The organism is Niastella yeongjuensis, from assembly GCF_900110245.1.
Lineage (GTDB): Bacteria > Bacteroidota > Bacteroidia > Chitinophagales > Chitinophagaceae > Niastella > Niastella yeongjuensis.
The window spans coordinates 344,849-356,553 of record NZ_FOCZ01000002.1; the positions used below are offsets into that span (position 1 = coordinate 344,849).

General features: G+C 44.6%; 13 protein-coding genes. 7 read left to right on the plus strand and 6 right to left on the minus strand.

Going from position 1 to position 11,705, the window contains the following annotated elements; all coding sequences use genetic code 11:
- Window positions 1-10: 10 nt before the first annotated feature.
- The gene (gene gldB, locus BMX95_RS06100) at window positions 11-1,027 is read right to left on the minus strand and encodes a gliding motility lipoprotein GldB (protein ID WP_081201092.1); all 1,017 of its coding nucleotides are present in this window, start codon (window positions 1,025-1,027) and stop codon (window positions 11-13) included.
- 215 nt (window positions 1,028-1,242) lie between these two features.
- Here gldB and BMX95_RS06105 point away from each other — a divergent pair, with 215 nt between their 5' ends.
- Window positions 1,243-2,958: an NAD+ synthase gene (locus BMX95_RS06105; protein WP_081201093.1), complete on the plus strand. Its 1,716-nt coding sequence runs from the start codon at window positions 1,243-1,245 to the stop codon at window positions 2,956-2,958.
- Window positions 2,959-3,015: 57 nt separating this feature from the next.
- On the opposite strand, the gene BMX95_RS06110 is transcribed toward BMX95_RS06105, so the two are convergent.
- Together BMX95_RS06110 and BMX95_RS06115 are read right to left on the minus strand one after the other, a co-directional pair.
- Complete coding sequence (locus tag BMX95_RS06110; protein WP_081201094.1) at window positions 3,016-3,447, minus strand: lipocalin family protein; 432 nt, start codon at window positions 3,445-3,447, stop codon at window positions 3,016-3,018.
- 157 nt (window positions 3,448-3,604) lie between these two features.
- Window positions 3,605-4,075 carry a lipocalin family protein gene (locus BMX95_RS06115; protein ID WP_165758957.1) on the minus strand — a complete coding sequence of 157 codons (471 nt, stop codon included), beginning with the start codon at window positions 4,073-4,075 and terminating at the stop codon, window positions 3,605-3,607.
- Window positions 4,076-4,341: 266 nt separating this feature from the next.
- Between BMX95_RS06115 and BMX95_RS06120 the strand changes: the two genes are divergently transcribed.
- The 5 genes from BMX95_RS06120 (at window position 4,342) to rsgA (ending at window position 9,174) form a co-directional block, all read left to right on the plus strand.
- A complete protein-coding gene (locus tag BMX95_RS06120; protein ID WP_081201096.1) occupies window positions 4,342-5,343 on the plus strand; it encodes an AAA family ATPase in 1,002 nt (333 codons plus the stop codon).
- 69 nt (window positions 5,344-5,412) lie between these two features.
- Complete coding sequence (locus tag BMX95_RS06125) at window positions 5,413-6,285, plus strand: DUF58 domain-containing protein (protein ID WP_081201097.1); 873 nt, start codon at window positions 5,413-5,415, stop codon at window positions 6,283-6,285.
- A gap of 2 nt (window positions 6,286-6,287) precedes the next feature.
- Window positions 6,288-7,187, plus strand: a complete 900-nt coding sequence (locus tag BMX95_RS06130; protein WP_081201098.1) for a BatD family protein — start codon at window positions 6,288-6,290, stop codon at window positions 7,185-7,187.
- 3 nt (window positions 7,188-7,190) lie between these two features.
- Entirely contained in the window at window positions 7,191-8,183 is a 993-nt protein-coding gene (locus BMX95_RS06135) for a vWA domain-containing protein (protein WP_090519316.1), read from the plus strand.
- A 58-nt stretch (window positions 8,184-8,241) separates the two neighbouring features.
- On the plus strand, window positions 8,242-9,174 hold the full coding sequence (gene rsgA / locus BMX95_RS06140; RefSeq protein ID WP_081201099.1) for a ribosome small subunit-dependent GTPase A: 933 nt from the start codon (window positions 8,242-8,244) through the stop codon (window positions 9,172-9,174).
- Window positions 9,175-9,206: 32 nt separating this feature from the next.
- On the opposite strand, the gene BMX95_RS06145 is transcribed toward rsgA, so the two are convergent.
- From BMX95_RS06145 to BMX95_RS06150, 3 genes are all read right to left on the minus strand, one after another.
- Window positions 9,207-9,545 carry a DUF3630 family protein gene (locus BMX95_RS06145; RefSeq protein ID WP_081201100.1) on the minus strand — a complete coding sequence of 113 codons (339 nt, stop codon included), beginning with the start codon at window positions 9,543-9,545 and terminating at the stop codon, window positions 9,207-9,209.
- A 59-nt stretch (window positions 9,546-9,604) separates the two neighbouring features.
- Window positions 9,605-9,772 (minus strand): hypothetical protein, encoded by a 168-nt coding sequence (locus BMX95_RS34855; RefSeq protein ID WP_165758958.1) that lies wholly within the window; start codon window positions 9,770-9,772, stop codon window positions 9,605-9,607.
- Window positions 9,773-9,845: 73 nt separating this feature from the next.
- Window positions 9,846-10,373, minus strand: coding sequence for a gamma carbonic anhydrase family protein (locus tag BMX95_RS06150; protein ID WP_014221813.1), 528 nt, complete (start codon window positions 10,371-10,373; stop codon window positions 9,846-9,848).
- 125 nt (window positions 10,374-10,498) lie between these two features.
- Between BMX95_RS06150 and BMX95_RS06155 the strand changes: the two genes are divergently transcribed.
- The gene (locus BMX95_RS06155) at window positions 10,499-11,683 is read left to right on the plus strand and encodes an aspartate aminotransferase family protein (protein ID WP_081201101.1); all 1,185 of its coding nucleotides are present in this window, start codon (window positions 10,499-10,501) and stop codon (window positions 11,681-11,683) included.
- Window positions 11,684-11,705 lie beyond the last annotated feature (22 nt).

Below are 11,705 nucleotides of genomic sequence, written 5' to 3' on the forward strand. Positions count from 1 at the left end.
TCACTACTCACTAATTCGGTCTGTATTTACTTTCTTCAAAAATCCCTCGGGCATCCGTATTCAGCAGCTCATTTAACGAAAGGTCGCTGTGTTTAGTCATGTATTTTTTTACTATCTGCCAGCCAACGAAGATGCCAATGGCCCCGGGTGATTGTTCGCTGATCTCAGGCGTGTTAGGCGCTTCCTCCATATAAGGCCTGATATCAGCCGGTTCAATAGTGAACAATAAATTGTGGGTGAGAAAGTGGTTCCAGATAAGCCCTTCGTTCTTATAACATCCGGTGAGCTGTGCAGCTGTATAACCGGTTTTAAGCGAATCTGCGGTATAGGGGAGGATCTTATCCAACACATATATCCGCTTTCCTTTTTCAACCATTTGTTCGATCAGGGGCTTGCTGCCGCTTTTTTCGGGCGAAATATCATTGATGATATTTTTCATACAGTTCACCACAATATAATCGGGGGTGAACCGGCGGGAAATATAACCAGGAAAAACCGCCTGGCCCATGCTGCTTTGATACAGGGAGTAGCTGCTGCCCATGTGCAGCTGTAAACCTACGGCCAGTGCATCGCGTGTGATCACATCGCTGTAACCTTCCATGGGACCAATGTAGGTGATGAGCTGCGAAGGTGCTTTATAAGCAGGAAAATAATATTTAACAAACTGCAAACCCTTTTTTACGTCCTTTTCAATATCGCTGAAGTTTTTGAATACCTGGTCGGCTGAATCTTTTACCGTTTTGTAGTCGCCAATGAACTTTTTCAGCAATGCGTGTTCCTGTACGCTGGTATCACTAAGCCCCGGCAGTTCCATAATATTGTATAAAAAGTCGCCCAGGAAAAGCGGGTATTTAGGGCCCAGCTGCTCCATGGAGTTCATGATATGATTGGTATCTAGGGAAAAGAAATCTTTTTCGAACCGCTTTACGGTAAGATCAACCTTTATATTCGATACATTGGGAACGTCTTTGTCTTTACAGGAAAATAATCCGGCAATGATCAACAGTACTAATCCAGTTCGTTTCATCTTGGAATGATTATTTAATGCTTAGCGCCGAAAGCTTAACGCAGAACGCAAGGCCCCTAGTATTTCATTTGCAGCCTTCTGCCTTCTGCCCTCTGCTTTTTTTTAGGCCTGCAATATAGGGCATATCGGGCTGTTGTATCTCTTTGCACATTCGCGTAAATTTGTACGTAGAACCTGAAAAACGGGGCCCGTTTTGTTAAACCCAACATATTCAAATGAAAATTGCCATTGCGCAACAAAATTATCATATAGGGAATTTTGAAGATAATACCCGCAAGATCATGGGGGCTATACAGTATGCCAAAAGCCGTAAAGCCGACCTGGTTATCTTTTCCGAGCTAAGTATCTGTGGTTACCCGCCACGCGATTTCCTGGAATTCGACGATTTTATAAGTGAATGTGAAAAAGCAATTGACATTATAAAAGAGCAGGCCGATACCATTGGGGTAATTATCGGCAGTCCGCAACGCAATCCGTCAAAAGAAGGCAAAGACCTGTTTAATGCCGCCTGGTTGTTGTACGATAAAAAAGTGGCCGGGATAGCACATAAAACCCTGTTGCCAAATTATGATGTTTTTGATGAGTACCGGTATTTTGAACCGGGTTACGAATGGAATGTACTGGAATTTAAAGGAAAGAAAATAGCCTTAACCGTATGTGAAGATATCTGGAACCTGGGCGATAATCCATTGTACCGGCAATGCCCTATGGATGTACTTATTACCCAGCAGCCCGATCTCATGATCAATATTTCGGCTTCCCCCTTCGATTACGACCACGATCAGGACCGCGAAGAGATCGTACGGGCTAACGTTATAAAATATGGCCTGCCCATGTTTTACTGCAATGCCATTGGTTCGCAAACAGAGATCGTATTCGATGGTGGCAGCCTGGTAATGGATGCCAACGGACAGATCGTGAAAGAAATGAAATATTTTGAAGAGGATTTTGCCATTGTAAACCTCGATGAAATAGAAGTGCAGAAGGCCAAGCGTAAGCCAATGAAGGCCGTTCCGGAATTTGATAAAGACATGCGCGTAGGGAAAGTAGAAGACCCCGATAAGATCATTGAATACCTTACCTCCGATGAAAACATCGGTCAGATAAAAGAAGCATTGATCCTCGGCATCAGGGATTATTTCCGTAAAATGGGCTTTAGCAAGGCCATCCTGGGCAGCTCAGGTGGTATTGACAGCGCTGTAACACAGGCACTGGCTACCCGTGCCCTGGGCCGTGAAAACGTACGGGCCATTTTAATGCCTTCACAGTTTTCTACAGGTCATTCGGTAGAAGATGCAGAAAAACTTAGTAAGAACCTGGGCAATCCGTATGACATCGTGCCTATAAAAAATGTATACGATTCGTTGCTGCATACATTGCAACCTGTTTTTGGCGATCTGCCATTTGGGTTGGCCGAGGAGAATTTACAAAGCCGTACCCGCGGTAATTTATTGATGGGTATCTCCAATAAGTTCGGTTATATTTTATTGAACACTTCTAATAAAAGTGAACTGAGTACCGGTTATGGTACTCTGTATGGCGATATGGCCGGCGGGTTAAGTGTATTGGGCGATGTATACAAAATGCAGGTATATGCCCTGGCAAACTACCTCAACCGCAATGGAGAGATCATTCCAGAAAATATTATTACAAAGCCACCATCTGCCGAGCTGCGTCCCGATCAGAAAGACAGCGACAGCTTACCGGATTATGCTGTGCTGGATAAAGTATTGTATCAATACATCGAAAAAAGAAAAGGACCCAAAGAATTGATCGCTATGGGCATCGATGAAGCACTGGTGCGCCGGATCCTGAAGCTGGTAAATACCAATGAATATAAGCGTAATCAGTTCTGTCCAATCATCCGGGTAAGCTGTAAAGCGTTTGGGGTAGGCCGTAGGTTACCTATTGTGGGAAAGTATTTGTCTTAAATAAATAAAAAAGGCCCCGACAATACTATCGGGGCCTTTTTACATCGTATAGTGAAATTATCTTTTAACCAGGGTAACAGTTATAACCTCGTCATTATTGCTATTACTATTAACTTCTTCAATAACCAGGTTTGTAGTTGTCAGTGATCTGATTTTATAAGGTTCGCCATTCCAGTAAAAAGTACTGCCATTTACATCCCAATCGCCAGAATCATTACTCGATGGGTAACAGGTTGTACCTGCATCAACCATTTGGAGGGACAGGTCGCTTTTTAAAACCATCAGGTCGTCTTTTTGACAATCCTGAAGATAATCATCAGTAACATTCAGCTCAGAAGAGCCTGAAATTTTACTTGTAATCGATACTATTGTATAAGTGCCAATGAGGTCCTCTTTGTAATAGGTCTTTGTTGTTGTTTTAGAACAGGCTGAAAATGAACTGATGGCTACCAGGGCCAACACAAGAAGTTTAGTAAATGTTCTGGTCATATATTGGAATTTGTGGTTGCTTAGGGTCGGCACTTAAACAGCTTTTATCCCCCTTTATTGTGCAGATGGTGATTTTTTAATCTATGTTTTAATGTAAATAAAAAAGCCTTCTCCCGGGTTAAACCGGGGGAAGGCTTTGATCTGATATAATTAAGTATTAATGTTTTAGATCGATCATTATGTTCGCTGTAGGGAAAGGAGCGATGGTCACTTGTTTAGTTACCCGTAGTTTGGTGGCTGTAAGCTCAATTACTTTTACATCTCCGTTGAAACCGCCGAAAATAGGGTCGGGACTATAAAGTGTATTGCCATTGTCTTTAAACCACCATTTGAAAGATGTATTCTGGGAAGAACCTGAACACATAAGGGCCCCTTCGTTGAGCGTACCGGTACTATCGCTTTTAAAGGTGATGGTGTTATCTTTTTGGCAGGCATCAATGGATCCCGGCGGTAAAGCCGATACAGGTTTGCCGTTATCGTCGGCAATCGCAGCCGTATCATATTTCCAGGTAGCACTGGTTATTAACTGCATCTTTGTGTTATTTTCATCTGATTTTTTATCATCGTCTTTACTACAGGCATAGAAGATGGTACCAATGGAAAGCAGTGCGAATAGATATTTTTTCATCTTGACAGTTTTAGACATTAATAGCCAGTTTTTGAAATTGGGTAATTATGGCCACTAATATGAGCAAATTTTGTTCCTTTTCCGTTGCTTTATGAGCAGCCAGTTCGTAAATTACTGCAACTACAAATTTGACAGTTTATTGTATGTTGTCAAACATGTTTATTTTTATTGATTTTAGTGTGGTTTTTACAAGTTGGCAAGCCCTTTGCAAAGGCATTGACGTATTTTCATAACTGATTATCAATCATTCATACTAAACCCCGTATATGCTATTAACAGCAGATGATATCCGGCAGCTCAATGAAAAAATACAGTATCAGAGCGCTTTTATCGACCGGCTCCGCGACGAAACAGCCAGGGTTATTATTGGCCAGCATCATATGCTCGACAGACTGATGATTGGTTTGTTAAGCAACGGACACGTTTTGTTGGAAGGGGTACCGGGTTTGGCAAAGACCCTCACTATTAAATCGCTGTCACAGGCGATCCATGCCAAATTCAGCCGTATTCAGTTCACGCCCGATCTGCTGCCGGCCGACGTAATTGGTACGATGATCTATAACCAGCAAAAGAATGAATTTATAGTACGCAAAGGGCCTATTTTCGCCAACTTCGTACTGGCCGATGAAATAAACCGTGCCCCGGCAAAAGTACAAAGCGCCCTGCTGGAAGCCATGCAGGAACGTCAGGTTACAATTGGCGATACCACGCATAAACTGGATGAACCGTTCCTTGTACTGGCTACACAAAACCCGCTGGAGCAGGAAGGTACCTATCCGTTACCGGAAGCTCAGCAGGACCGGTTTATTATGAAAGTGATTGTTGATTATCCTACCAAAGAAGAAGAACAGATCATCATCCGCCAGAACCTGCAGGGAGAAAAAGGACCTCAGGTGTCGCAGGTAGTGACGATGCAGGAAATAAAAGAAGCAAAAGACCTGGCCCGCCAGATCTACATGGATGAAAAAGTTGAGAATTATATCCTCGATATAGTATTCGCCACCCGTTTTCCCGATAAATACAAACTGGAAAAATTAAAACCGCTGATCGCTTATGGCGGATCACCCCGTGCCAGCATTAACCTGGCCCTGGCAGCCAAAGCACACGCTTTCCTGAACAAGCGTGGTTTTGTTATTCCGGAAGATGTACGCAGTATTTCAAAAGATGTATTGCGCCATCGTCTCGGGTTAACCTATGAGGCCGAAGCAGAAAATGTGAATGTGGAGAATGTGATAGACGACGTTTTACGTGTTATACAAGTACCATAAATAAAAAAGCAAACTGCAGCAGGCTATAGAATTCTCTGCCCTCTGCCTTTTGCCCTTTGCCTTTTTAATATGCTAACGACAGCCGAAATAATAAAAAAAGTTCGCGAGCTGGAGATCAAAAGCAAAAAGCTCACCCGGCATTTATTTACCGGAGAGTACCACAGTGCTTTTAAGGGACGCGGTATGTTGTTTAAAGAAGTACGCGAATACCAGGCCGGCGACGATATCCGGTTTATTGACTGGAATGTGAGCGCCCGCTTTAACCATCCCTTCAGCAAAGTATTTGAAGAGGAGCGTGAACTGTCGGTAATGCTGCTGGTCGATGTAAGCGCCAGCTCCCTGTTTGGTACAACGCATGCCCGCAAAAAAGATCTCATAACTGAAGTGGCCGCCGTAATGGCTTTCTCCGCCATCAGTAATAATGATAAGGTAGGCGTACTGTTCTTTAGCGATGTAATAGAGAAATACATTCCACCCAAAAAAGGAAGGGACCATGTGCTTTACATCGTTCGCGAACTGTTAACGGCCCAGCCAAAGAACAAAGGTACCCGCATAGGCCATGCTTTGCAGCGGTTGAATAATACCGTTCGGCAAAGCAGCATCGTTTTTCTGTTAAGCGATTTCCTCGATAATGAATTTGAAGATGGCCTGAAGGTAGCCGGTAAAAAGCATGATGTGATAGGTATAAAAGTGTACGATAAAATGGATATGCAATTGCCCGATGCCGGGTTAATGGAAATTGAAGATGCCGAAAGCGGGGCCCGCAGCTGGATAGACACCAGCGACTACCTGGTTCGCCAACAATACGAAGCTGCTTTCTTTAATCATACAAACTATTGTAAAAACATCTTTGTGCGGGCTGGCTGCGAACTCCTGCATATACGCACCGGTGAAGATTATGTAAAAGTGCTGCAGAAATTCTTTGTCGGGCGTAACCGGTAATTATGAAAAACCCTATTCTCAATATTATTCTTATTGGTTGTTTACTCGCCAGTCCGGTTTATATGAACGGCCAGGTACTGGCCCGGGCATCGGTTAACCGCGATCAGATCCTTATTGGCGAGCCCATTAAACTAACCTTTGAAGTACGTATACCGCTGGGACAAATCTATACCTGGTTTAACCTGGATAGCATTCCACACTTCGAGATCATCGATAAAGGCAAAACCGATACTTCCGATAACATCGATGGCAAACAATTTCACCAGGAACTCACCCTCACCAGTTTTGATTCAGGTACCGTTGTAATTCCGCCATTGACCTTACAGGTAAATGGAAAATCATACGCTACCGATTCTATTCCCGTTGAAGTGAGTTATGCACCGTTGGATATTTCCAAAGACTATCGCGATATAAAAGAAATTGAAGAGGTGCCAAAGCCCAAATGGACAGCCTGGATACCCTGGATCCTGGGCATCTTTACAGTTATTGCCATTGGCGTGATTGTTTACCTGTTAAGAAAACCAAAGAAGGTGCCGGCTGTTGCAGAACCGGCAAAACCTAAACTGGGTCCTTATGAAGAAGCCTTACAGGCGCTGGAAGAATTGCGTAAGCAGGGCTTCCAAAATGGGGAAGTAAAAACCTATTACAGTCGGTTGAACGATATCCTGCGTGTATTTATGTTCCGTAAACTGAAAGTGGCCACGCTGGAAAAAACAAATGAAGAACTGATTGTTCAGCTGCGCGAGACGCCAATGGAAAAAGAAAGTTTCAATCAGCTGGTACACGCTTTACAGATCGCAGATTTTGTAAAATTTGCCAAGTACCAGCCCGATGAAAAAGATAATGAACAGAATTTCGCCGTAATAGAAACGGCTATCAAAACATTAAACAATATTTCCTGACCCTTGCTGTACAATTGGTTTCAACATATAAAATTTGCATATCCGGAAGTATTCGGGCTGTTTGTGCTGATACCGGCTATGCTATACTGGTACCTGAACAAGTACGACCGCAAACAGGGCGCATTGAAAGTGTCGTCGCTGGCGGTTATTCGCCAGGGCAGTTCCTGGAAAAATACTTTTCGACATGCACCATTTGTGATCCGGCTGGTGGCCGTGAGCTGTATCATCATGGCAATGGCCCGCCCGCAAACCCGCAACGATGAAGAGTTGAAGAACGGGCAGGGGATCGACATAGTGCTTTGTCTCGACGTGAGCGGTAGTATGCTGGCGCAGGATTTTTTACCCGACCGGCTCGAAGCTTCCAAGCAAATGGCAGCCAACTTTGTCGACATGCGGCCCACGGACCGTATTGGCGTGGTAATATTCTCTGGTGAAAGTTTTACCCTGGTGCCATTGACCACCGATAAAACAGTTTTAAAAACCCAGATCTATAACATCAATCGCGGACTGCTGGAAGATGGTACGGCCATTGGTGATGGCCTCGGCGTAAGCGTTGACCGGTTAAAAAATGTAAAAACAAAATCAAAGGTCATCATTTTGCTTACCGATGGAGAAGACCAGGGCGGACGTATTGACCCGCTGGCTGGTAAGGAACTCGCAAAAGCTTACGGTATCCGCGTATACACCATTGGGGTGGGGTCAGAAGGGTATGCACCCGTGCCTACTGCAGATGGCACCCGGCAGCAAAAAGTGAACATCGATGAAAAGCTGTTGCGAATGATTGCTACAGAAACCGGCGGGTTGTATTTCCGGGCAAGAGATAATGAAAGTTTAAAAAGAATTTATCTGGAAATAGACAAGCTCGAAAAGTCACGCATAGAAGTTACCGCCCTGAAACGATACACCGAGCGGTTCTTCCCCTTTGCATTTGCCGCCGCGGCCTTGCTCTTCCTTGAAATATTCCTGCGGTATACTTTATTCAAGAAATTTCCATAGGTATGGGTACCACGGTTTGGAACCGTGGCACCCATAATTCTTGTACTTTTACCCTCCAATGAAAGCAATCGTATACCGGTCAACCGGCAGTTGGTACAATATAAAAACAGAAACGGGCAAAACAATGAGTGCCCGCATCAAAGGGGTTTTCAAAATTGAAAATATTACCTCTACCAACCCCATTGCCGTGGGTGATGAAGTGGGGATCGATATAGAAAGCGAATCAGCCAATACGGCTATTATTACTGAAATTCTTCCCCGGCGTAATTATATCAACCGGCAATCGCCCTCGCATAAAAAACAGCATCATATTGTGGCTGCCAATATCGATCAGTCGGTATTGTTTGCCACCCTCAGGGACCCCAAAACGTCGCAGGGGTTTATTGACCGCTTTTTGGTAACCTCCGAAGCCTACCATGTACCTGCCATGGTGGTATTCAATAAGGCCGATCTGTACAAGATCAAAGAGCAGGAAAAATATGCTATGCTTAAGGAAATGTACGCGGCTATTGGCTACCGTACGGTACTGATGTCGGTTAAAACCAATGAAGGTGTAGACGAGTTAAAGAGCATTCTGGAAAATAAAATAACGCTCATGAGCGGTCACTCCGGCGTAGGGAAATCTTCGTTCATCAATAGCATTTTCCCCCAGCTGCAACTTAAAACGCAGGATGTAAGCGGCTGGAGCGGCAAGGGGATGCACACTACCACTTTCGCAGAAATGTTCGACCTACCGGCACCAACCGGAGGCCGGGTTATAGATACGCCGGGTATGCGCGAATTTGGTTTGGTTGATATTTCCCGGCAGGAACTCTCGCATTACTATCCTGAAATGGCGCGTGTGCTCAACGACTGCCAGTTCAATAATTGTTTGCACATAAATGAACCGGGCTGCGCGGTGAAAGACGGGGTTGTCAATGGAACCATTCATGAAGAGCGCTACATAAGCTACTACAACATTCTGGAGTCTATTGACGAAAAAAACTATTAACTGCGGATATTGGAAATTAAAGAGAAGGGGAGTTATTCAGCATTAATAAACTTCCTGGCTTTGTTTATCAGTAGTTTGGTCTCCAGAAATTTGGCCACCTCAATAACGGCATCATTGTCCTTACGGGCAGCTTCCTTGAATTTGTAGGGATAAATAGAAATGCCAGTGTAAATGTTGTAGTACAGCGTAAGAAGATGTTTGTTGTACGTAAAGTTCCAGGTAAGCGTATCGAAATCGTCCTGCTTGTTGGTGAACCGGATCTTGAGTTCATCCAATAGAATATTGGCGACCTCATAAAAGCGCTTCAATCCGCAGTCTTCATCGATAATAGCTTCGGTGAAGCCATTATCTGTGCGTAGAGTCAGGCTCATAAAGTACGGTTTAGATTATGAAAAGGTTGAACCCTGGGGTTCAACCGGGTATACAGGGACTACGCTTTGAACTTTCTGGCCTTAGGCACTTTTTCGCCGCTCAGGATCCGTTCAGCACCTACGTTTTTACCATTACTGGGGCAACCGGTTTTGCGGCTGCACGAACTTCCACCTAAAACATAGGCTACTACAATTGCTAGGAACAGAAAAATTCTAATAGATTTCATATACTGATTTTCTTAGGATAAAACGCACTTAAATTTAGATATATTATGCCATATCTACAAGAGACAACAGCAATTATTCGGTTACCTGATCACGGAACCAATCGGCATATTTTATGTAATTGTTGGCTATCCGGTCAATTTCACCGTGAACCTGCGTAATTACAATGTCTTTTACCTTTTTGGCAGGTACACCAGCAAAAATAGTTCCCGGCGGAACAATGGTTTCTTCCAACACCACAGCGCCAGCTGCAATGATGCTGTTACTGCCTATATGGGCCCGGTCCATAATGATGGCGCCCATGCCTATCAACACGTTGTCGTCTACCGTACAGCCATGTACAATGGCGTTATGCCCAATAGATACATTGTTACCAATGACAGTTTGGGTGCGTTTATAGGTACAGTGAATGATGGCGCCGTCCTGCACATTTACTTTATTTCCCATACGAATGGCGTTTACATCACCCCGTACAACGGCATTGAACCAAACGCTGCAATCATCGCCCATTTCCACATTACCAACAATGGTAGCATTAGGGGCAATAAAAACATTGCTTCCAAATTTGGGGTATACCCCTTCAACGTGTAAGATTACTGGCATAGTAGTTAGGTTTTAAAGAGTCCGGAACAAATATCCTAATAAATCCCATGCAAGCCGTAGTAAATAGCATAAATGAAATCTGAATTTCCCCCTTTAGGGGGTTAGGGGGTATCTTTGCGGTGATTATGAATAAACGCGAATTATTTCTCCGTCACGTAGCCCAAACATCGCCTGCTCCAATTGGGTTAGAGATCGTGAAAGCCAAAGGAAGTACGTTGGTTGACGCTGCCGGAAAAAAATACCTCGACCTGATTGCCGGTATCAGTGTGTGCAACGTAGGCCACCGGCACCCAAAAGTGGTAAAAGCCATCAAAAATCAGGTGGACGACTACATGCACCTGCTGGTGTATGGCGAAATGATTGAAACGCCCCAGGTCCAATACGCAAAATGGTTAACCGACTATTTGCCTCCCACACTAAACTCGGTGTATTTTACCAACTCCGGGGCCGAAGCCACCGAAGGGGCCATGAAACTGGCCAAACGGGTCACCAACCGAACACAGATCATTGCCTTCAATAAAAGCTACCACGGTTCAACCCAGGGCGCGCTGAGCATTATGGGAGATGAATACTGGCGCAATGCCTTCAGGCCGTTATTGCCCGATGTATTGCACCTGGAATACGACGCCTTTGAATCGCTGGAACATATTACTAACCAAACAGCCTGCGTAATAGCCGAAACCATCCAGGCCGAACGGGGCGTGGTGGCTCCTTCGCCCCAATGGATGACAGCCCTGGAAAAAAAATGCCGGGAAACCGGGACGTTACTGGTACTGGATGAAATACAGGCGGGCTTTGGCCGAACCGGTACCCTGTGGGGGTTTGAACAGTTTAATGTGGTGCCCGATATTGTTTTATTGGGGAAGGCCCTCGGCGGTGGCATGCCCCTGGGCGCTTTTGTGGCCGATAAGAAGATCATGCAGGTATTTACCGAAAACCCCGTTCTGGGCCATATTACCACGTTTGGCGGCCATCCCGTATGCTGCGCCGCCGGACTTGCGGCATTAAAAGTACTGTTGAAAGATGAAATAATAGCACAGGTGGCCCACAAGGCAGCCCTGTTTGTTGAAATGTTGCAACATCCATTGATAAAAAAAGTACGGTCAAACGGACTGCTGATAGCGGTTGAATTTGAAAGCTTCGAGATCAATAAAAAAGTGATCGATGGTTGTTTACAGCAGGGCCTGTTGACCGACTGGTTCCTGTTTGCCCCGGAGTGCATGCGGATAGCCCCGCCGCTGACCATTTCTGCCAAAGAGATTAAAAAGGCTATAAAAACGATGTTACAGGTACTTGATACACTGAAATAGGCTGGTTTTTTGATTGTTAATA